This is a genomic window from Marivivens niveibacter (genome assembly GCF_002150005.2).
In the GTDB taxonomy this organism is placed as follows: Bacteria; Pseudomonadota; Alphaproteobacteria; order Rhodobacterales; family Rhodobacteraceae; genus Marivivens; species Marivivens niveibacter.
Genome location: NZ_MSPP01000001.1, coordinates 881,426 through 901,405, shown reverse-complemented (window position 1 = coordinate 901,405; position 19,980 = coordinate 881,426). Strand labels below are relative to the sequence as shown.

At 54.4% G+C, this 19,980-nt stretch carries 20 protein-coding genes; 13 read left to right on the top strand and 7 right to left on the bottom strand.

Translation table 11 applies throughout. From position 1 onward, the window contains the following. Positions 1 to 27 precede the first annotated feature (27 nt). From BVC71_RS04380 to BVC71_RS04370, 3 genes are all read left to right on the top strand, one after another. Entirely contained in the window at positions 28 to 453 is a 426-nt protein-coding gene (locus tag BVC71_RS04380) for a DUF2852 domain-containing protein (RefSeq protein WP_086450680.1), read from the top strand. Between the two features lie 56 nt (positions 454 to 509). Continuing rightward, positions 510 to 959 (top strand): RDD family protein, encoded by a 450-nt coding sequence (locus tag BVC71_RS04375; RefSeq protein WP_086450379.1) that lies wholly within the window; start codon positions 510 to 512, stop codon positions 957 to 959. Positions 960 to 1,037: 78 nt separating this feature from the next. Continuing rightward, entirely contained in the window at positions 1,038 to 1,865 is an 828-nt protein-coding gene (locus tag BVC71_RS04370; RefSeq protein ID WP_086450378.1) for an arginyltransferase, read from the top strand. A gap of 50 nt (positions 1,866 to 1,915) precedes the next feature. On the opposite strand, the gene BVC71_RS04365 is transcribed toward BVC71_RS04370, so the two are convergent. Continuing rightward, positions 1,916 to 3,787 (bottom strand): calcium-binding protein, encoded by a 1,872-nt coding sequence (locus BVC71_RS04365; protein WP_086450377.1) that lies wholly within the window; start codon positions 3,785 to 3,787, stop codon positions 1,916 to 1,918. A 484-nt stretch (positions 3,788 to 4,271) separates the two neighbouring features. Between BVC71_RS04365 and BVC71_RS04360 the strand changes: the two genes are divergently transcribed. Together BVC71_RS04360 and ilvN are read left to right on the top strand one after the other, a co-directional pair. Then, a complete protein-coding gene (locus tag BVC71_RS04360; protein ID WP_086450679.1) occupies positions 4,272 to 6,014 on the top strand; it encodes an acetolactate synthase 3 large subunit in 1,743 nt (580 codons plus the stop codon). A 12-nt stretch (positions 6,015 to 6,026) separates the two neighbouring features. After that, positions 6,027 to 6,590 (top strand): acetolactate synthase small subunit, encoded by a 564-nt coding sequence (gene ilvN / locus BVC71_RS04355; RefSeq protein WP_086450376.1) that lies wholly within the window; start codon positions 6,027 to 6,029, stop codon positions 6,588 to 6,590. A gap of 57 nt (positions 6,591 to 6,647) precedes the next feature. Here ilvN and BVC71_RS04350 read toward each other — a convergent pair whose 3' ends face one another. From BVC71_RS04350 to BVC71_RS04335, 4 genes are read right to left on the bottom strand one after another with little or no spacing between them, the layout of a single operon-like run. After that, positions 6,648 to 7,625, bottom strand: coding sequence for an ABC transporter substrate-binding protein (locus tag BVC71_RS04350; RefSeq protein WP_086450375.1), 978 nt, complete (start codon positions 7,623 to 7,625; stop codon positions 6,648 to 6,650). A gap of 19 nt (positions 7,626 to 7,644) precedes the next feature. Beyond that, a complete protein-coding gene (locus BVC71_RS04345; RefSeq protein WP_086450374.1) occupies positions 7,645 to 8,691 on the bottom strand; it encodes a FecCD family ABC transporter permease in 1,047 nt (348 codons plus the stop codon). Beyond that, complete coding sequence (locus BVC71_RS04340; RefSeq protein ID WP_086450373.1) at positions 8,688 to 9,683, bottom strand: FecCD family ABC transporter permease; 996 nt, start codon at positions 9,681 to 9,683, stop codon at positions 8,688 to 8,690. The genes BVC71_RS04345 and BVC71_RS04340 overlap by 4 nt, the downstream gene beginning before the upstream one ends. Before the next feature lie 3 nt (positions 9,684 to 9,686). Further along, positions 9,687 to 10,493: an ABC transporter ATP-binding protein gene (locus BVC71_RS04335; protein ID WP_086450372.1), complete on the bottom strand. Its 807-nt coding sequence runs from the start codon at positions 10,491 to 10,493 to the stop codon at positions 9,687 to 9,689. Positions 10,494 to 10,719: 226 nt separating this feature from the next. On the opposite strand from BVC71_RS04335, the gene BVC71_RS04330 reads away from it, so the two are divergent. The 3 genes from BVC71_RS04330 to BVC71_RS04320 are packed head-to-tail and all read left to right on the top strand — an operon-like array spanning position 10,720 to position 13,493. After that, the gene (locus BVC71_RS04330) at positions 10,720 to 11,661 is read left to right on the top strand and encodes a nucleoside hydrolase (RefSeq protein WP_086450371.1); all 942 of its coding nucleotides are present in this window, start codon (positions 10,720 to 10,722) and stop codon (positions 11,659 to 11,661) included. After that, entirely contained in the window at positions 11,658 to 12,107 is a 450-nt protein-coding gene (locus BVC71_RS04325) for a GNAT family N-acetyltransferase (RefSeq protein WP_086450370.1), read from the top strand. Before BVC71_RS04330 ends, BVC71_RS04325 begins: the two co-directional genes overlap by 4 nt. A 9-nt stretch (positions 12,108 to 12,116) precedes the next feature. Then, complete coding sequence (locus tag BVC71_RS04320; protein ID WP_086450369.1) at positions 12,117 to 13,493, top strand: protein adenylyltransferase SelO; 1,377 nt, start codon at positions 12,117 to 12,119, stop codon at positions 13,491 to 13,493. A gap of 76 nt (positions 13,494 to 13,569) precedes the next feature. Here BVC71_RS04320 and BVC71_RS04315 read toward each other — a convergent pair whose 3' ends face one another. Further along, positions 13,570 to 14,118, bottom strand: coding sequence for a peptidylprolyl isomerase (locus tag BVC71_RS04315; protein WP_086450368.1), 549 nt, complete (start codon positions 14,116 to 14,118; stop codon positions 13,570 to 13,572). Next, complete coding sequence (locus BVC71_RS04310) at positions 14,111 to 14,620, bottom strand: peptidylprolyl isomerase (RefSeq protein ID WP_086450367.1); 510 nt, start codon at positions 14,618 to 14,620, stop codon at positions 14,111 to 14,113. Before BVC71_RS04310 ends, BVC71_RS04315 begins: the two co-directional genes overlap by 8 nt. Positions 14,621 to 14,748: 128 nt before the next feature. On the opposite strand from BVC71_RS04310, the gene BVC71_RS04305 reads away from it, so the two are divergent. The 5 genes from BVC71_RS04305 (at position 14,749) to BVC71_RS04285 (ending at position 19,973) form a co-directional block, all read left to right on the top strand. Further along, entirely contained in the window at positions 14,749 to 15,924 is a 1,176-nt protein-coding gene (locus BVC71_RS04305; protein ID WP_086450366.1) for a phosphoglycerate kinase, read from the top strand. Between the two features lie 147 nt (positions 15,925 to 16,071). Further along, positions 16,072 to 16,959, top strand: coding sequence for a fructose bisphosphate aldolase (locus BVC71_RS04300; RefSeq protein WP_086450365.1), 888 nt, complete (start codon positions 16,072 to 16,074; stop codon positions 16,957 to 16,959). Positions 16,960 to 17,066: 107 nt separating this feature from the next. After that, positions 17,067 to 17,369, top strand: coding sequence for an FtsB family cell division protein (locus tag BVC71_RS04295; protein WP_086450364.1), 303 nt, complete (start codon positions 17,067 to 17,069; stop codon positions 17,367 to 17,369). Between the two features lie 214 nt (positions 17,370 to 17,583). Further along, a complete protein-coding gene (gene pdhA / locus BVC71_RS04290; RefSeq protein ID WP_086450363.1) occupies positions 17,584 to 18,591 on the top strand; it encodes a pyruvate dehydrogenase (acetyl-transferring) E1 component subunit alpha in 1,008 nt (335 codons plus the stop codon). A 17-nt stretch (positions 18,592 to 18,608) separates the two neighbouring features. After that, a complete protein-coding gene (locus BVC71_RS04285; RefSeq protein WP_086450362.1) occupies positions 18,609 to 19,973 on the top strand; it encodes a pyruvate dehydrogenase complex E1 component subunit beta in 1,365 nt (454 codons plus the stop codon). The last annotated feature ends 7 nt before the right edge of the window (positions 19,974 to 19,980 follow it).

Here is a 19,980-nt window from a genome sequence, read left to right as displayed (position 1 = left end):
CATTTACATTCCATGATGGAGCCGAAAATGACCCATACTTATGACCCGACGACCGCCCCAGCTGAACGCGCTGGTTGGCTGACTCGCGCCGAACATTGGCTGGACGAACGCGGCAAAGGCGCGTGGATCGCGGCAATGGTGTTTGGCTTTATCTTCTTCTGGCCTGTCGGCCTTGCCCTTTTGGCCTATATGATCTGGAGCAAACGCATGTTTAGTGGAAAATCTTGCCGCAAAGCCCGTTATAGTGGCGTACATATGACCCGTAGCAGCGGAAATTCGGCATTCGACGCATACCGCAACGATACCCTGCGCCGTCTGGAACAAGAACAATCCGATTTCGAGGCGTTCCTACAACGCCTGCGAGACGCAAAGGACAAAGCAGAGTTCGACGAATTTATGGACGAACGCGCCAAAGCGGCCCGCGCCCCGCGTGAAGACCACGAAGACGCATAACACCGAACGGCCCCCGATGATTTGGGGGCCTTCCTCCACCAACTAGGATCACAATTATGACCGCTCGTGTTGATGTATTAGGTTTACCAGACCCCAATGTTCGGGGTGATTTTTACGATGGCGTGGTTTTAAAACGCGGGATTGCCTGGGTTTTGGACGTTGCCCTTATTTTTATTGTCGCAATGCTGCTGGTGCCATTCACTGCGTTCACAGCAGTGTTTTTCTTACCCGCCTTTATGGTGTTTGTAGGGTTCATTTACCGCTGGGTCACAATCGCGCGCGGATCGTCCACTTGGGGCATGCGCATCGCGGGTGTTGAACTACGCCAAATGGACGGGTCACCAATGAATGGTGCCTCTGCTTTTATGCATACGTTGGGGTATTCGGTGTCTTTCGCCGTGTTCCCATTGCAGCTGATTTCGGTCGCCATGATGCTGATGACCGAACGAAAGCAGGGTCTGACTGACCATTTGATCGGGACTGCAGCGCTAAATCGTCGCCTATAAGACCCGTAATTGACCAAAACCATAGACTTTGCGCGCGAGGTTGCTAACCTCGCGCTGTCTATTTATGTGATCAGAGTTATGCGCCACACGTTACCTTTAGCGCCCCAGTTTTATGTGACGGCTCCACAAACCTGCCCTTACCTAGAGGGCCGGATGGAACGGAAACTATTTACCGCATTGCAAGGTGACAATGCGGAACGACTGAATGATGCGCTATCGAAACAAGGATTCCGCCGGTCGCAAAATGTGCTGTACCGCCCAGCCTGTTCAGATTGCAAAGCCTGCATGTCGGCGCGCATCCGTGTTGCGGACTTTGTTCCGTCCAAAAGCCAGAAACGTGTGATCAAGCGCAACAAGCATTTGGCCCGTCGCGTAACCAGCCCATGGGCGACCGAAGAACAATATGCGTTGTTCCGTCAATATCTGGATAGCCGCCATTCGGACGGCGGCATGGCCGATATGGACCTGTTTGAATTCGCCGCGATGGTCGAAGAAACCCCAATCAAATCGCGCCTGATCGAATACCAAACCCCGTTTGAAGGACAAGAGCCGGATTTAACCGCCGTGTGCCTGACCGATGTATTGGATGACGGTTTGTCGATGGTCTATTCGTTCTTTGACCCAACCAAAGATCGTCAGTCGCTGGGCACATTCCTGATTTTGGATCACATCCGCATCGCCGCAGAAATGGACCTACCCTACGTCTATTTGGGGTACTGGGTCCCGGGCAGCCCTAAAATGGGGTACAAAGCAAAATTCAGCGGGTTAGAGATTTTCGAAGGACAGCATTGGCATCCCATCGGTGATGTGAACGGCTACGACAACGCGACACACCCGTTAAAGGTCGAACCGATTTCGGAACAGGTGTCGCGGATACAATTGCCAGACAGCAAAACAATCCGATAGCGAGATACAAAAAGGGCGGCAGGTTGATACCATGCCGCCCTTTTTCGATATCAGAACAGGAAATCTGTTTCTTCTAGATCTTCGGCGTTCGTATTTTCCAAACGAATTTGCAAATCGCCATATTCGATGATGGCTGCGCTTTCGTCTTGACTTAGGAACAGGTCCTCAAACGATGCGCCTGCAATTTGGATCGTATCGTCACCTTTGGTGAAATCCGACACAACATCCGAACCGTCGCCATCGGCGAAATCAAACGTATCTTTGCCTTCACCGCCGTGCAGGACGTCATCGTCGATCCCGCCCTGAAGCCAGTCATCGCCTGTGCCGCCGTAGATGAAATCGTTATCGTCCGCGCCATAGATGATGTCGTTGCCGCCGTTGCCCTGTAGGATGTCGTCGCCGTTCGACGTTTCCAAATCTTCGGCATCATCAACATTCAGCTCATCTGGGAATTCTGGGTTTAGACCGCCATAGATAACGTCGTCGCCTTCACCGCCGCGCACATAGTCCGCACCTTCGCCAGCAAAGATGGTGTCGTTACCATCGTTGCCATACAGCAAATCGTCGTCAAAGCCGCCATCGATGGTGTCGTCACCATCGCCGCCATAGGCAACGTCGGCATCATCACCAGTCAGGATGGTGTCATCCCCTGCTCCGCCGCGTACGAAATCCATGTCGTCTTCTGGATCATCATCGGCATCGAATAAATCGGGGTATCCGCGATCAGGTGTGCCGCTGATCCCAAACAAACCGTCAATGTTGCCCGAGGTATCAATGTAATCATTGCCATCACCACCTGCGACATCATCGGAACCGTCGCCCGTTATGATGGTATCATTGCCGTCATTACCGTGCGCGGTATCGTCACCCGTTGCGCCATCGATATAGTCGTTGCCCCAACCGCCGGAAATCCAGTCATTGCCTTTGCCGCCATACAGCATGTCAGCATCTGCATTGCCGTAGATGGTATCATCACCTTGGCCGCCGGTTACGTGATCTTTGCCGCGGCCAGCCTGTAGATAGTCATCGCCCTGACCGCCAGTCATGTCGTCGTTGCCTTGACCGCCGTAAACGAAATCATCGCCCGCGCCGCCAGCTAACCAATCGCCACCATTCCCGCCAACGACTTCGTCATTGCCCCGGCCGCCGTAGATAACATCTTCGCCGCGCGCACCTTTTAGAATGTCGTTGTTTGCACCGCCTTCAATGAAGTCACTGCCGAACCCACCGTTGATCGAGTCATTACCCATTGCGCCAATGATAACATCATCGCCAGAGTCACCGCGAATAACGTCATCACCACGATCACCAAAAATCAGATCGTCATTGCCGCCACCATAAATGGTGTCGCCACCGCCGCCGCCGTAAATCTCGTCATCGCCGCCTTCGCCGCGAATAAGGTCATGACCGCCGAACCCTTCGATAATGTCATCTTCGGCCGTACCGCGCAGTTCGTCGGCAACATCGGTACCTTCAATCCAACTTGCTTCAGCAACTGGATCTTCTGTTTCAACGACTTCGGCATTTGGATCCGAAGCAATCTGTTCGTCACCTTCGTTGACGGCAATGTCATAGACCAAACCGTCGTCATCAAATGTAACTTCGATTTTTCCAGGCTCGCCGTCCGGCATAGACTGCGCCGCGATACCGCCATTAATCGCAAAGAATTCAAAATCGGCAGAGGTGGAGCCAGGCCCCAGTCCCACGTCGAAGGTGCCAATGATTTGCTCAATCGCATTTCCGTCTGCATCCGCCACGATGACGCTCAGGTCATAAAGGGTCGTCGCAGGATCGCTTGACGTAACATAAGGTTCGACAAAGAACACATAAGTAAACGCAGATGCGCCTGATATTGTGTAGGTCGCCTCGATTGTTCGGCCACCCGCTTCTAATGCACTCAGGACTTCTTCTACAGTTGCCACGTCACTCACCCCCTTGAACGCTTAAAACTTTGCTCATTGATGGCGAAAATGTGGCAAAGACGCAAAGGTAAACAAAGGATTAATGCCAAAATTGGGTGTAATCGAACCCACAAAAGCCCATTAAGTGCGATATAGAAACATTAATACGTTAGTTTAGTCGCATAACCCATTCGGATAGCACGTCTGACGACAATCTAGCCGAATCAAAAAAACCAGTCTTTGAAACAAAGTTGCGAAAAACGCCGCCGAAACGACATTTTTTCGATTCCGACGGTTGACGCTGTTTTTTATGCGTGCATAAGGTTTCGCCACGATATGAGAAGGCCAAGAGATGAATGATCTAGTGCTAGTGGTGGTGAATAGGCGCATGGACCGGTAACGGTAGACCATAACGGTTCCCCATGCGCCCCCGAAAATCTCGGGGGCTTTTTTGTATCAAAACGATCAAACGACTTAACGGCGACGCAAGATAAGGAAGATGACAATGTCACGTCAGATGACCGGCGCAAAGATGGTGGTTCAAGCTCTGATCGATCAGGGTGTGGACACGGTATTCGGCTATCCCGGCGGCGCCGTCCTACCGATCTATGATGAGATTTTCCAACAGAACACGATCAAACACGTTCTGGTCCGTCACGAACAGGCCGCGATCCACGCAGCCGAAGGTTACGCCCGTTCGACCGGCAAGGTTGGCGTTGCGCTGGTAACCTCGGGCCCAGGAGCGACCAACGCGGTGACAGGTTTGACCGACGCGCTGATGGATTCGATCCCGATCGTTGTTTTCTCGGGGCAGGTTCCGACCTTTATGATTGGTTCGGACGCGTTCCAAGAAGCGGACACCGTTGGCATCACCCGCCCATGCACCAAACACAACTGGCTGGTCAAAGATACCTCTGAACTGTCGGGCCGCATCCACGAAGCGTTCCACATCGCACGTTCGGGCCGTCCGGGTCCTGTGCTGATCGACATCCCTAAAGATGTTCAGTTCGCAACCGACACCTACACCGACAAAAACAAAATGCGTTCGCATTACCAGCCAGCGGTTAAAGGATCGATCGAAGGCATCACCGATCTGGTTGCCGCGATGGAAAAAGCGAAACGCCCAGTGTTCTACACCGGCGGCGGCGTCATCAACTCTGGCCCTGCAGCGTCGCAGCTGCTGCGCGAATTGGTTGACGCAACTGGTTTCCCAATCACCTCGACCCTGATGGGTCTGGGCGCCTACCCTGCGTCGGGTGACGGCTGGCTGGGTATGCTGGGCATGCACGGCCTGTACGAGGCCAACATGGCGATGCACGACTGTGACCTAATGATCTGCGTTGGCGCGCGTTTCGACGACCGCATCACCGGCCGCACCGATGCATTTTCGCCAAAATCAAAAAAGGCGCACATCGACATTGACGCGTCGTCGATCAACAAAATCATCCACGTTGATATTCCGATCATCGGCGACGTTGGCCACGTTTTGGAAGACCTGCTGAAAGTTTGGAAATCGCGCGGCCGCGTTACCAACAAAGAGGGTCTGGAAAAATGGTGGAAACAGATCAACGATTGGAAGAAAATCAACTGTCTGGCCTACACCAATTCGGAAAGCACCATCAAACCTCAGTACGCGTTGCAGCGCCTTGAGGAACTGACCAAAGGCATGGACCGCTATGTTGCGACCGAAGTTGGTCAGCACCAGATGTGGGCCGCGCAATATCTAGGCTTCGAAGATCCTAACCGCTGGATGACTTCGGGCGGTCTGGGCACCATGGGTTATGGTTTCCCTGCCACCATCGGCATCCAGATGGCGCACCCTGAATCGTTGGTTATCAACGTCGCAGGCGAAGCGTCGTGGCTGATGAACATGCAGGAAATGGGCACCGCGATGCAGTACGGCCTGCCTGTGAAACAGTTCATCCTGAACAACGAACGTCTGGGCATGGTCCGTCAGTGGCAGGAACTGCTGCACGGCGAACGCTATAGCGCGTCGTGGTCTGAATCCCTGCCTGATTTCGTGAAACTGGCCGAAGCATTTGGCGCTAAGGGGATCATCTGTTCCGATCCAAAAGATCTGGACGATGCGATCATGGAAATGATCAACTACGACGGCCCTGTGATTTTCGATTGCTTGGTTGAAAAGCACGAAAACTGTTTCCCAATGATCCCATCGGGCAAAGCGCACAACGAAATGCTGCTGTCTGCCGACGCCGAGGCATTCGCCGCTGGCGCTAACCTAGTTTAAGGAGGATACCCAATGTCTGCTCTACGTATCAAAAAAGGGTCCTCTTCGCATTCGGCATATAACCTGCGTTCGTCCTATGGCGACGATGTGGAACGCCACACGCTGGCCGTGACCGTGATGAACGAACCGGGCGTTCTGGCCCGCGTGATCGGCCTGTTTTCGGGCCGTGGGTACAACATCGAAAGCCTGACGGTGGCCGAAGTTGACCACGAAGGCCACCGTTCGCGGATCACCATCGTGACCGCAGGTACACCTCAGGTCATCGAACAGATCAAAACCCAGCTAAGCCGCATCGTGCCTGTTCTGGACGTCCACGATCTGACCGCCGAAGGCCCTAGCGTTGAACGCGAACTGGGTTTGTTCAAAGTCGCAGGCAAAGGCGAACAGCGCGTAGAAGCGCTACGTCTGGCGGATATTTTCCGCGCTGCGGTCGTGGACACCACGCTGGAAAGCTTTGTTTTTGAACTGACTGGCACGCCAGAAAAGATTGACGCATTTGCCGATCTGATGCGCCCACTGGGTCTGGTCGAGGTTGCCCGTACTGGCGTCGCCGCCCTAGCGCGCGGCGCAGAGTAAATCGCGTCACACAATTTAGAAAAAGGGCCGCGTTGTAATTAACGCGGCCCTTTTGTTTTAGTCCTCTAGCGGCACAAACGAACGCGTCACGATGTTGGACAGATAGATGGCCAGCATTTCCTCCATCGAACGGAAACTCAGCGCGCGCATCGGTTCGCGGGCAATCAGGATATGCTGGTTGTTGCGCGGCGCATGCAGCACCTGATCCCAGCCTGGGATCAGCGCATCCCAATTGGCGCGAATATTAGCGGGCGGCGCGCGGAAATGTTCGGCGTAAGATGTCACCATGAAATCGGCATCAATCAGTTGAACCTGCTCAGGGCTGAGGTCCAGACGGTCGCCATCAATGGTTTTAATAATCTCTGGCGTGTTGAAACCCAATTCTTGCAGAACGCTGCTCATCGCGCCGTAGTTTTTGTAAACGCGGAAACGGTCGCCTGTGACTTCGGCGATGACAACGCTGACCTCGGATGGGTCGCCGATCATTTGTTCGGTTAGGGCGCGGGCTTCGTTCAGGCGGAAATCATAGACCGATTGTAGCTGTTCGAATTCGTCCAAACGTCCAACTGCGTCGGCGATATTACGATAACGATCGCGCGCGGTGTCCGACCAGATATTGATCACCACAGTCGGCGCAACTGCCGACAATTGATCATAAAGTTCCGCGTTGAAATCAGGCAGCAGGATCAAATCTGCATCCAAGGTCGCGATGGTTTCAACATCGGGCTGATTGTGTGATCCGACAAACGTAATGCCGCTGTCAGCAAAGGTGGTGTGGAACAAGTCATAGGCCCCACGGATCACAGGTTCGCCGTTATTCACGCCTTCGATCAGGTTGGCGCTGGAACCGACAATAGGCGCGCCCAGTTCGGTCAATGGCGCAACGAACTGTTCACCGCGCAGCGCAACGATGCGCTGTGCCTGAACAGGAATTTCGACGCTATGGCCCGCGCCATCGACATAGGTTCGGGTATCCTGCGCGGCGGCAGACAGTCCGAAAACAGCAACTACAAAACTCAGGAGGAAAGTTTTCATGGTAACTCCGGATAGAGTGTCAAAGCTGGCTAGAATTGGCTCGCTTTAGAATGAGAAGAACAAAGATAGGCACGCCCACCACCGCCGAAACGAGACCTGCGGGAAACTGGATCGGTGCCGCGATGGTACGCCCCAATAGATCAGCGGCGGACACAAGAACGGCACCCCCAAGGGCGCTAAGGATCAGATGGGCACCAACGCCAGCACGTGTCAGGCGCTGCGCCATTTGCGGCGCAAGCAATCCCACGAACCCTATGGGTCCCGCGGCCGCAACGGCAAAGGCCGCCATCGCAACAGCCAAAGTAATCACACCGAACTTTGCGCGGCCTACAGGCAAGCCAAAACCGATCGCCAGTTCGGACCCAAACCGTAGCGCGGTCAGCGGACGCACAACCCATATCAAGGCGGGAAGACATAGCGCGGCACATATCGCCAACACGGCACATGGCCCCCAAGATGCCGTATGAACGCTCCCTGCCATCCAACCTAATGCGCTGCTTGCGCGGTTGATTTGCCCATAGGTTAACAGGGCCGATGTACCCGCGCTGATGATCGCGGCCACGCCGATCCCAACCAAAATGAAACGCAGTGAATTTTCGCCCCGTTTACCTGCGGACAGCCATTGGATCAGCATCGCAGCACAGACCCCGCCCGCGAAAGCCGCGATGGGGCGCGCCCAGATCGACACATTTGGCCAAAGAACGATCAAAGACACAACGGCAAAGCTTGCGCCTTGGCTCACCCCGACCAACGATGGATCAGCCAGCGGATTGCGCGTTGCGCCTTGCAATAACGCCCCAGAGACAGCCAGCAGGCCGCCAACCAAACACGCCGCAACAAAACGCGGCATGCGCAGATCCCATAGAACGGTCAACGCCGTTTTATCGCCCTGCCCTGACAAAAGCGCGGGAATATCCCAAACAGCCAGATCATAGGAACCAGCCAATAAACTGGTGATCCCTACCACAATGACCGCAATGACCAAGGCGGCGATGGCAAAAGGCACACCCTTTGCAAACCGCAGCGATACACGCCCGCCAAAATATGAAACAGCGAAATCGGTCATAGCCGTTTCCGCACCAGATACAGGAACAATGGCGCACCGCAAAAGGATGTGACGATGCCCGTCGCAATCTCTGCCGGCGAAAAGACCGACCGCGCCACCAGATCGACCACGATCATAAAGCCTGCCCCGAACACCGCCGCAAACGGGATGACGCGCCGATAATCCGACCCGACGAATAACCGCGATGCATGCGGAACCACGAGGCCGACAAACGCAATTGGCCCCGCCAATGCCACCGCCGATGCCGTCAGAACCACCACGCACAGCAACAGCGCAATGCTAAGCCGTTTGACGTCAACGCCCAAACCAGTCGCAGCTTCGTGGCCCATGGATAGGGTCGTGACCTGACGAGCCAAAACCAGTGCGACACCCAACCCCGCCACCATCCACGGCCAAACCCAGCCCAGCTTGGTCGCGGCAGAGTTTGTGATCGCCCCCGATAGCCACACCCTAAAGATCGAAAAGCTTTCTTCGTTCAGCAGGTTAACGCCAGCCACAATCGAATTCAGAAACACAGATACTGCCGCCCCTGTGAGCAGCAAAACCGCAGGGGATCGCCCCTGAGGGATCATCGCGCAGATCGCCAAAACAACAATCGCCGCGCCCAGCGATCCAATTGCAGCCCAGAATGGCAGCCATGCGTCCGATCCCAGACCAAACCACCCTGCCCCTATGACAACACCAAACGATGCGCCGCTCATCAACCCCAGCAACCCAGGGTCTGCCAACGGGTTGCGCGTCACGCCCTGCATGATCGCCCCAGCGACGGACAATGACGCCCCGATTGCCATAGCGGCGAACATGCGCGGCAATCGCATTTCGCGGACCACGATGTGATCGAAATTCGCGCGGTCGAAATCATAAAATGCCGATAGCACGTCAGACGGCGGGACCAATTTGCTGCCCAGAGCCAGATGCATCACCGCAAAAGCCGATAGTGCCGCCAAAGCCACCGCGACGCGGCCAAAGGACTGTTGAGTAGATACCGCCATGATTTATTCAGCAGCCAAACGGATTTGTGCGGCAGGAATGCAAACCAAACGGTTGGACATGGGCGCGCGCATGACATCAGCCGACAGTCCAAATACAGTTTGTAAATTTTCGCGTGTGAACACCTCAGAGACAGGGCCATCTGCGCAAATTTTGCCATCGCGCATCATGATCATACGATCTGCAAAAGCTGCCGCGACATTCAAATCATGCAGCACAACAACGACGGCGCGGGCTTTGCCGTGGGCAATCGACGCCAATAGCTGCAGCAAATCGATCTGCACTTTTAAATCCAGAAACGTGGTCGGTTCATCCAGTAACATGACTGGCGTATCTTGGGCTAGGATCATCGCAATCCAGCACCGTTGCCTTTGCCCGCCTGATAAATCGTTTAGCGGTTGATCCGCAAATTGCGCGACATCGGCCTGTTCCATTGCCGTATCAACAGCTTCAGTATCTTGTTTTGACCACTGACGCAGCAAAGTCTGATGCGGAAATCGTCCTTGGGCGACCAATTCTCGAACGGTTAGTCCCTCTGGCGCGATTGGGCCTTGAGGCAGCAAAGCTAATTTTCGGGCAATCGACCGCGTCGACGCACGATGCACATCTTGGTCGCCTAATCGTATTTCACCTTGGGTCAGCGGCACGACCCGCGCCATACCCTTTAGCAAGGTCGATTTCCCACAGCCATTCGGCCCGACCAAGACGGTCAGATCGCCAGCCCGCGCCGTAAGCGACACGCCATGAACGATCCGCTTGCGGCCATAAGAAATGACCGCATCGGACACCGAAATATCGGCATCATTGGACATGGGGGCAACTTTCAAAACGAATAAAGTCCTACTATTTTGATAAACTAATCATCCGTTGCCATCTTTTTTGCGCCAGCACAACCAGTGCAAACGACCTTTCAACAAAAATAGTCAGGAATTAGACCAAACGGCATATATGGGATTACAGCCTCTTGGTCGGCTTTGCCCTTGCGCCCGTATCAATCCCATTTCACAGTTGGGCAAATTTTTATTAAAGGCGCCCATTATGACACCTCGTAAAATCATCATCGACACGGACCCCGGTCAGGACGACGCCGTCGCAATTTTGCTGGCTTTGGCAAGCCCTGATGAAATCGACCTTTTGGGCATCACCGCCGTTGCTGGCAACGTGCCACTACCACTGACCCAAAAGAACGCGCGCATCATTTGCGAATTGGCTGGCCGCACAGATGTCAAAGTGTTTGCAGGCTGCGAAGCACCGCTATCGCGACCCTTGGTCACTGCCGAACATGTTCATGGCAAAACAGGTTTAGACGGGCCGCAATTGCCTGATCCCACAATGCCACTACAAGAACAGCACGCAGTTGATTTTATCATCGACACCCTGCGCAATGAACCTGCTGGGACGGTTACCATTTGCCCGATTGGACCGCTGACCAACGTCGCAACAGCCATGCAAAAAGCGCCAGACATCGTGAACCGCATTCAGGAAATCGTTTTGATGGGCGGGGCTTATTTCGAGGTCGGCAACATTACACCCGCCGCCGAATTCAACATTTACGTCGACCCAGAAGCCGCTGATTTTGTGTTCAAATCAGGCGTTCCGATTACGGTCATGCCGCTGGACGTCACACACAAGGCACTGACGACCAAATCCCGGATGCAACCCTTTGCCGACATGGGCAATCTGATTGGCAAGATGATCATTGAATGGACCGATTTCTTTGAACGGTTCGACAAAGAAAAATACGGCAGCGACGGCGCGCCGCTGCATGATCCGTGTACAATCGCCTATTTGATCCAACCTGACCTTTTCAAAGGCCGTCACATCAATGTAGAGATCGAAACGAAATCCGACCTTACCTTGGGTATGACGGTCTCGGATTGGTGGCGCGTCACAGATCGCGCGCCGAACGCAATGTTCATGGGTGATGTCGACGCTGACGCCTTTTTCGCCATGATGGCAGAACGGATTGGAACTCTGTGACAACCTCTATCACTCTTGCCGGACCAGAGGCATTAGACCGTGTTTTATCGCTGGTTGAACGCTACCACGAAGAATGCGGCATCCTGTCGGACGAGGTAACGCGGAAACGCGCGATTGAACCATTGGTGAACGGCAGCCCAATGGGTGCGATCTGGCTTATCGGGCCGCAGCGCGCGCCGCTGGGCTATGTTTTAGTCACCTTTGGCTGGTCCGTATCCATCGGCGGCATGGAAGGCTGGGTTGACGAGGCATTCATCCGCCCGTCGGTTCGCCGCCGCGGTATCGGAACCGAAGTCCTGCATTCGGTCGCTGTTGCACTAGGCCAAGGCGGTGTGAAGGCCCTCCACATGCGATTGGACAACCCCGACGCTGGTCTGATTGTGTTCTGCGAAAAGGTTGGCTTTCGTCGGCGGAACAATACCCTTGTCCTGACCGACGTTTTGTAAGGCCCCGATATGCACCTGTTCGATTTCGAAAATAGCTATGCAACACTTCCCGCAGCGCTGCACTCACAGCAACACGCGCAGCCCGTTGCGGACCCACAGCTATTCGCCCTGAATGACGAATTGGTGCGATCCCTTGGCGGTGACCCCGATGATTTCCGCACGGAGTTCGGCGTCAGCTGCCTTGCAGGTAACGCGGTCCCCAAAGGTGCAACACCGCTTGCTCAGGCCTATGGTGGGCACCAATTCGGGCAATGGAACCCCGGTTTGGGCGATGGGCGCGCGCTATTAATCGGTGAAATCGTCACCGCAAATGGCCGCTTTGATATGCAATTAAAGGGCTCTGGCCGCACGTCTTATTCTCGCGCAGGCGATGGCCGGGCGTGGATCGGTCCAGTTATACGCGAATATCTGATCTCCGAAGCCATGGCCGCGCTGGGCGTTCCAACGACCCGCGCATTGGCCGCGGTCACAACTGGCGAAAATATCCTACGCGAAGGCCCCGTTCCTGGTGCGATCCTCACCCGCATCGCCTCGAGCCATATTCGAGTCGGCACGTTCCAATTACAGGCCTTTCGCGGCGACACCGATGCGTTGCGCGCGCTCTATGACCACACTGTTGCACGGCATTTCCCAAACGCCTCTAATATTTTCGAAGTCACCGCCCAGATGATCGATCGTCAATGCGATCTGGTCGCGCGATGGATGTCATTAGGTTTTATCCATGGCGTCATGAACACCGATAATATGACGGTGTCAGGCGAAACCATCGACTATGGCCCCTGCACGTTTATGGACACCTACCACCCCTCAACCGTGCTGTCCTCGATCGACCGCCAAGGCCGCTATGCCTATGGCAATCAACCGTCGATCGCGGCGTGGAACATTGCGCAGTTTGCGTCCAGCCTTGTGCCACTGGCCGACGATCAGGACGCAGCAGTTGAAACACTGAATGCAATGATGGGCACGTTTCAGGATAAATGGCAGGCCGCTTGGGCGCGGCATTTCTGTCCGAAATTCGGCCTATCCCCAACAAAAGACGCGACAGGCATCGCGCGCCGTTTTTTAACAATAATGGCCGAAACAGGCGCAGATTTCACGCAAACTTTCGCCGACATTGATGCTCCACTCACCCATAAAGATTACGCAGATTGGCGCAGTGACTGGCAAAATTTAGCGCCTGACATGTCGATTGCGGCGCAGTCCAATCCGATCGTTATACCGCGCCTTCATCACATCGAAGCTGTCATTCAATCTGCTGTTGCAAATGATCGAAAACCATTCGACGCCATGTTGGCTGCGGTGACAAAACCGTTTGAAAATCACGATCTATACAGCCGCGCACCCGCACCAGAAGAACGCGTAACAGCCACATTTTGCGGCACCTGAGCGCCAACGGCGCGAGGCAAAAACAACGCGGGCGGCCCCTTGGCCGCCCGCACCGTTTGATACCAGCTGTGACCGATTATTCGGTTACAACAACGGTTTCCATAACGTCAGGCTGACCGATCACGGACCCGTTTGGCCCCATGCCGCGCTTGATCGCGTCCACCACATCCATACCTTCGGTCACTTCACCAACAACGGTGTACTGACCATTCAGGAAATACCCCGGCGCGAACATGATGAAAAACTGGCTGTTTGCGGAATCAGGATGACCCGATCGCGCCATACCAACAACACCGCGCTCAAACGGCAGGTCCGAAAATTCAGCTACGATATTGCCGTAGTCCGAACCGCCCGTTCCGGCCATCGCCATGTTGCCGCCATCCAGCAGGCCATTTTTCACGTCGCCCGTTTGCGCCATAAAACCATCAATCACGCGGTGGAACACAACACCATTATAATCGCCATCATTGGCAATCTTGGTGATCTGTTCTACGTGCAGCGGCGCTACATCTTCGAACAGGTCGATGTGGATTGTGCCGTTCGCTTCGCCCGCAATGGTGATATCCAGCCCGCTGGCGGCCGCAGGGCCTGCCAATAAAACCAGAGCCGCGGCCAGATTACGCATCTGCGGCCACTTTCACGGAAATCATTTTGTCTGGGTTCGCAGGTGGCTCGCCACGGACAATCGCATCAACATGCTCCATGCCTTCGATAACGCGGCCATAAACGGTGTACTGACCGTTCAGGAAATCGTTGTCTTTGAAGTTGATGAAGAACTGGCTGTTTGCCGAATTTGGGTTCATCGAACGTGCAGCGCCCAGTGTGCCGCGAGCGTGTGGCAGGCGCGAAAATTCTGCAGGTACGTCCTCTAGATCGGAACCACCGGTGCCAACGCGGCCCATGTTGAACGAATCCGAGGTCGAATTGCCATATTCAACGTCACCGGTCTGCGCCATGAAACCGTCGATCACGCGGTGGAATACAACGCCGTCGTATTTACCAGCGCGAGCCAGTTCTTTCATACGCTCGGTATGCTTTGGTGCAACGTCTGGCAGCAGTTCGATAACAACATTGCCGTCTTTCAATTCGACGATGACAGTGTTCTCAGGATCTTTGATCTCGGCCACGTGGCTCTCCTTTGTTCAAAAATTTAGCTAGACATATGCCTGATACAGCCGCTTGCCAAGGTATCTGCCTTGACCCGCGCCACAAAGGCGATATCGAGTAAGAGAAACTTTATTTATGGGAGGCGCTCGTGGCCTGGAAAACACTTGATGATATGGATCTGGCTGGAAAACGCGTATTGGTCCGCGTTGATATTAACGTTCCAGTTGAAGACGGCAAAGTCACCGATGCCACCCGCATTGAACGCATTGTGCCGACTATAAAAGATATCGTTGCAGCTGGCGGGTGCCCAATCATGCTGGCGCACTTTGGTCGCCCAAAAGGCCAGCCAAACCCAGACATGTCCCTACGCGTCACCCTGCCCGCGCTAGAACAAGCGCTCGAAACATCTGTAACTTTTATCGAACGCCCATCGCGCGAAGAAATTGACGCGTTGCCCGCTGATGCGATCGTTCTGATCGAAAACACCCGTTTTTCCGACATGGAAGAAAAGAACGATCCCAAAATGGCTGAATTCTTGGCGACCTTGGGCGATGTCTATGTAAATGACGCATTTTCCGCCGCGCACCGCGCGCATGCCTCGACCGAAGGTGTTGCGCGTCTGCTGCCATCCGCAGCTGGCCGCCTGATGGCCGAAGAACTGTCTGCGCTAGAAAAGGCGCTAGGCACCCCTGCTCGTCCTGTCGTCGCGGTTGTTGGCGGCGCAAAGGTTTCGACCAAACTGGACCTACTGGGCAATCTAGTTGGCAAAGTCGATCATCTCGTGATTGGCGGCGGCATGGCGAACACGTTCCTAGCGGCCCAAGGCGTAAACGTCGGCAAGTCGCTGTGCGAACACGATCTAGCCGATACCGCACGCGACATTCTGGCCAAAGCGCATGACGCGGGTTGCGAAATCATCCTGCCACGCGACGTTGTTGTTGCCCGCGAATTTGCTGCTAACGCAGAAAACGAAACCGTTGTTCCAGAATCCGTGCCTGACGACGCGATGATCTTGGACGCTGGCCCAGAAACGGTTGCTTACATCTCTGATGTTCTGACCCGCGCCGAAACGCTGATCTGGAATGGCCCGCTCGGTGCGTTCGAAATCGAACCTTTTGACGCAGCAACGAACGCAGCCGCGAAAAAGGCTGCAGAACTGACCAAAGTGGGCAAATTGATTTCGGTCGCAGGTGGCGGTGATACCGTTGCTGCATTGAACAAAGCGGACGCTGCAAAGGATTTCACCTACATCTCCACCGCGGGCGGCGCGTTCCTTGAATGGATGGAAGGTAAGGAATTGCCAGGTGTTTCCGCGCTCGGTTGACGCAAAATGAAACAATAAAATGTTCGTTAGCGAAAACATCACTTTCGCTAGCGATAACACATTTGCGCGTTTCGCCTCGCTTTTCTAAGAGCGAGGCGAAAGCCGTTTTAAGGCGGCGAAAACCTAATATTTAAAGAGGGTTGACTAATGAACGCACAAATGGCCGAAAAAATCCTAACCGGCAAAGGTTTCATCGCAGCACTGGATCAAAGCGGCGGATCGACCCCCAAGGCGTTGCGCCAATACGGCATCGAAGAAAACGAATATAACGGCGACGCCGAAATGTTCGATATGATCCACCAGATGCGCAGCCGTATCATCAAATCGCCGGCTTTCACTGGTGACAAAGTTGTCGGTGCAATCCTGTTCGAAATGACCATGGATCGCGACATCGACGGCATCCCCACCGCTGACTATCTGTGGAACCAAAAATCGGTCGTCCCATTCCTGAAGATCGACAAAGGATTGGAAGCAGAAGAAAACGGTGTTCAGCTGATGAAGCCAATGCCAGAACTGGATGCCCTGCTGGACCGCGCTGTTGCAAAGAACATCTTTGGCACCAAAGAACGTTCGGTCATTAACGCGGCCAATGAAGCCGGCATCAAAGCGATTGTTGAACAGCAGTTTGAAATTGGCCGTCAGGTATCTGCCAAGGGCCTCATGCCGATCCTAGAGCCTGAGGTGAATATCACCATCGCGGACAAAGCCGAGGCCGAAGCGATCCTGCGGGATGAGCTGCTAAAAGGTCTGGACGCTATCACCGAAGGTCAGGTGATGCTGAAAGTATCGCTACCGACCGTCGAAAACTTTTACAAACCTTTGGTCGACCACCCACGCGTCATGAAAGTTGTTGCGCTGTCCGGCGGTTACAGCCGTGACGAAGCCAACACATTACTGTCGAAACAGTCTGGCATGATCGCCTCCTTCAGCCGTGGTTTGACCGAAGGCCTGAACGCGAAGCAAAGCGAAACCGATTTTGACAACCTACTGACCGGTGCAGTTGACGGTATTCATGCGGCATCTGTCGCAGGTTAAGCAAAAAAACGCATAAATCCCCAACATATACGAATTAGGGGATTCACAAAAAGAATCAGATGTGCGATTCTTGCTTTAACACCCGTTAGAGGTGACATGAGGCAGATATGAACCGCACATCTCGTCCCGCGATGGGAGCAGTCCTATATTTTTCAGGCGCCATTTTGTTTGGCCTGTATTTTACCTTTGCTGCCGTGCAAGGTGAGTACGGTTTATTCCGTCGCGCTGAAATCGACGCGCATGCGCGGGATTTGCAGGCAGATCTGGACGAATTGCAGATCGAGGTCGCCCGGATGGAAAACCTCACCCGCCGCCTTAGCGATAACTATCTAGATCTGGACCTGCTGGACGAACGCGCACGGGACGTTCTGGGTATGGTGCGCGCAGACGAAATCGTCATCACGCGATAAACCGCCTTCAATCGATTAAATGCCGAGACTTAGTGTTGATTGCGTACCACGTGAAACGTGTAGCTGCGCCATTTGTCTTGGCTGCCCGCTGGTTTGCAGCGGACGCATGGCACCTACCCGCTGCCTAAAAACATTGACTCTCGCTTTTCCGCAAACCATCCTGTATGAGATTGTTTAACACTAAACTATTTCGCCAGTTAAGGACGGAGGACCTATGGCCGCGAGAAAACCAGCCAAACAGCCAAACGTGTCGAAAGAGGAATTACTATCCTACTATAAAGACATGTTGCTTATCCGTCGTTTTGAAGAAAAGGCAGGCCAATTGTATGGCATGGGCCTGATCGGCGGTTTCTGTCACCTTTACATCGGCCAAGAAGCCGTAGTTGTCGGCCTAGAAGCCGCAACCAAAGAAGGCGACAAACGCGTCACATCCTACCGCGACCACGGCCACATGTTGGCCTGCGGCATGGAAGCCAACGGCGTGATGGCCGAATTGACCGGCCGCGAAGGTGGCTATTCCAAAGGTAAAGGCGGCTCCATGCACATGTTCTCGAAAGAGAAACATTTCTATGGCGGCCACGGTATCGTTGGTGCGCAGGTTCCGCTGGGCGCGGGTCTGGCATTTTCGGACAAATACAAAGGCAACGACAACGTAACCTTTGCGTATTTCGGCGACGGCGCAGCGAACCAAGGCCAGGTTTATGAAACCTACAACATGGCCGAACTGTGGGACCTGCCGGTGATTTTCGTGATCGAAAACAACCAGTACGCCATGGGCACATCGGTTCAGCGTTCGACGAAATCGAAAACCCTGTGGGAACGCGGCGCCGCCTACGGCATCGAAGGCGAAGAAGTCGACGGTATGGACGTTCTGGCCGTAAAAGAGGCAGGTGAACGCGCTGTTGCACACTGTCGCGCAGGCAAAGGCCCATACATTCTAGAGGTGAAAACCTACCGTTACCGCGGTCACTCTATGTCGGACCCTGCGAAATACCGCACCCGCGAAGAAGTGCAGAAAATGCGCGAAGAGCGTGACCCAATCGAACAAATCCGTTCCATTCTGCTGACTGGCAACCATGCGACCGAAGATGACCTAAAGGCCATCGACAAGGACATTAAAGCCATCGTCAATGAATCGGCAGAGTTCGCAAAAACAAGCCCAGAGCCTGATGTGTCCGAACTATGGACAGACATCTACGCAGACGAAATTCCGCAGGCTTAAGGGAGGAGACGACGACTATGGCTACTGAAATTCTAATGCCCGCCCTGTCCCCCACCATGGAGGAAGGCACTCTGGCCAAATGGCTTAAAAAAGAGGGCGACACCATTACCGCAGGCGACATCATCGCAGAAATCGAAACCGATAAGGCAACGATGGAGTTCGAAGCGGTCGACGAAGGCGTGATGGGTAAAATCCTGATCGAAGAAGGCACCGAAGCCGTCAAAGTGAACACGCCAATCGCCATTCTGGTCGAAGAAGGCGAAGAGGTGCCTGCTGAGGTTGGCAACTCCGCGCCAGCAGCCGCAGCAGCACCAGAAGCTGCGCCAGCGCCTGCACCAGCAGCGGCGGCCCCAGCTGCGCCAAAGGTTGAACAGACCCCTGATTGGCCAGAAGGCACCGAAATGAAAACCCAGACCGTCCGCGAAGCATTGCGCGACGCGATGGCCGAAGAAATGCGCCGTGACGAAAACGTCTTCCTGATGGGCGAAGAAGTCGGTGAATACCAAGGTGCTTACAAAATCTCGCAAGGCATGCTGGATGAGTTTGGCTCGAAACGCGTGATCGACACCCCGATCACCGAACACGGCTTTGCAGGTATCGCGACTGGTGCGGCATTCGGCGGTCTGAAACCGATCGTTGAATTCATGACCTTCAACTTTGCGATGCAGGCGATCGACCACCTGATCAACTCTGCCGCAAAGACGCTGTATATGTCCGGCGGTCAGATGGGCGCACCGATGGTGTTCCGTGGTCCGAACGGCGCAGCAGCCCGCGTTGGCGCGCAGCACAGCCAGGATTACGCCGCATGGTACGCGCAGATCCCAGGTCTAAAGGTTGTCATGCCTTACACCGCTGCCGACTACAAAGGTCTGATGAAACAGGCGATCCGCGATCCGAACCCTGTGATCTTCTTGGAAAACGAAATCCTATACGGCAAATCGTTCGAAGTGCCTGTTCTGGATGATTTCACCATTCCATTCGGCAAAGCCCGAATTGCACGCTCCGGTAACGACGTGACCATCGTGTCTTTTGGCATCGGCATGACCTACGCATTGGAAGCCGCTGAAAAGCTGGCTGCCGAAGGTATCGACGCCGAGGTGATCGACCTGCGTACCGTGCGCCCAATCGACTACGACACCGTGCTGGCTTCGGTTAAGAAAACCAACCGCATGGTCACTGTCGAAGAAGGCTGGCCAGTCGGTTCGATCGGCAACCACCTGTCGGCTTACGTCATGACTCACGCGTTCGATTATCTGGACGCTCCGGTTCTGAACTGCACCGGCAAAGACGTACCAATGCCTTATGCGGCGAACCTCGAAAAGCTCGCGCTGGTCACCACAGCCGAAGTGATCGACGCCGTGAAACAAGTCACCTACCGCTAAGGAGGAC

Bases quoted from the DNA above. Each gene is read 5' to 3' on its own strand.
- BVC71_RS04345 (WP_086450374.1), bottom strand. From the start codon at position 8,691: ATGACCGATTTCGCTGTTTCATATTTTGGCGGGCGTGTATCGCTGCGG.
- BVC71_RS04320 (WP_086450369.1), top strand. From the start codon at position 12,117: ATGCACCTGTTCGATTTCGAAAATAGCTATGCAACACTTCCCGCAGCG.
- BVC71_RS04360 (WP_086450679.1), top strand. From the start codon at position 4,272: ATGTCACGTCAGATGACCGGCGCAAAGATGGTGGTTCAAGCTCTGATC.
- BVC71_RS04340 (WP_086450373.1), bottom strand. From the start codon at position 9,683: ATGGCGGTATCTACTCAACAGTCCTTTGGCCGCGTCGCGGTGGCTTTG.
- BVC71_RS04295 (WP_086450364.1), top strand. From the start codon at position 17,067: ATGAACCGCACATCTCGTCCCGCGATGGGAGCAGTCCTATATTTTTCA.
- BVC71_RS04300 (WP_086450365.1), top strand. From the start codon at position 16,072: ATGAACGCACAAATGGCCGAAAAAATCCTAACCGGCAAAGGTTTCATC.
- pdhA (WP_086450363.1), top strand. From the start codon at position 17,584: ATGGCCGCGAGAAAACCAGCCAAACAGCCAAACGTGTCGAAAGAGGAA.
- BVC71_RS04330 (WP_086450371.1), top strand. From the start codon at position 10,720: ATGACACCTCGTAAAATCATCATCGACACGGACCCCGGTCAGGACGAC.
- BVC71_RS04375 (WP_086450379.1), top strand. From the start codon at position 510: ATGACCGCTCGTGTTGATGTATTAGGTTTACCAGACCCCAATGTTCGG.
- BVC71_RS04350 (WP_086450375.1), bottom strand. From the start codon at position 7,625: ATGAAAACTTTCCTCCTGAGTTTTGTAGTTGCTGTTTTCGGACTGTCT.
- BVC71_RS04380 (WP_086450680.1), top strand. From the start codon at position 28: ATGACCCATACTTATGACCCGACGACCGCCCCAGCTGAACGCGCTGGT.
- BVC71_RS04315 (WP_086450368.1), bottom strand. From the start codon at position 14,118: ATGCGTAATCTGGCCGCGGCTCTGGTTTTATTGGCAGGCCCTGCGGCC.
- BVC71_RS04370 (WP_086450378.1), top strand. From the start codon at position 1,038: ATGCGCCACACGTTACCTTTAGCGCCCCAGTTTTATGTGACGGCTCCA.
- BVC71_RS04335 (WP_086450372.1), bottom strand. From the start codon at position 10,493: ATGTCCAATGATGCCGATATTTCGGTGTCCGATGCGGTCATTTCTTAT.
- BVC71_RS04285 (WP_086450362.1), top strand. From the start codon at position 18,609: ATGGCTACTGAAATTCTAATGCCCGCCCTGTCCCCCACCATGGAGGAA.
- ilvN (WP_086450376.1), top strand. From the start codon at position 6,027: ATGTCTGCTCTACGTATCAAAAAAGGGTCCTCTTCGCATTCGGCATAT.